Below are 329 nucleotides of genomic sequence, written 5' to 3'. Positions count from 1 at the left end.
ACGAAGACGCCCTACAACGAATCAAAATATTTAGAAGCATTAAAACGAAGAGGATCACCACTGTTAAAATTTGCAATAAATAGCTAAATTTTACTAGTTGTCCACCTCAGGGCGTGTTGTTAGGTGCTTTTAAACCTCTCCCAGAGATACAAGCCGCCTACAAATGTACCAAATGGAAAGCTCAGTAGCATTACGATTGAAACGGGTAAAGCAAACTTATGAACAACAGTATTCTCTTTAAGCAAATAGATGCCACAAAGAAATGCTAAAAGATTTACAACGAATAGTAAGGAAACAAGTAATTTAATACCTGATGGAATAGATTGTAC

General features: G+C 35.9%; 1 protein-coding gene. It reads right to left on the bottom strand.

Translation table 11 applies throughout. From position 1 onward, the window contains the following. Positions 1 to 119: 119 nt before the first annotated feature. On the bottom strand, positions 120 to 329 hold a 210-nt coding region (locus H4J75_RS20020; protein WP_220465376.1), incomplete at its 5' end, for a hypothetical protein.

This window comes from Colwellia sp. BRX10-1, assembly GCF_014077545.1.
In the GTDB taxonomy this organism is placed as follows: domain Bacteria; phylum Pseudomonadota; class Gammaproteobacteria; order Enterobacterales; family Alteromonadaceae; genus Colwellia_A.
Note: the sequence above shows the minus strand (reverse complement) of the source record. Positions and strands in the feature narration are given on the sequence as shown.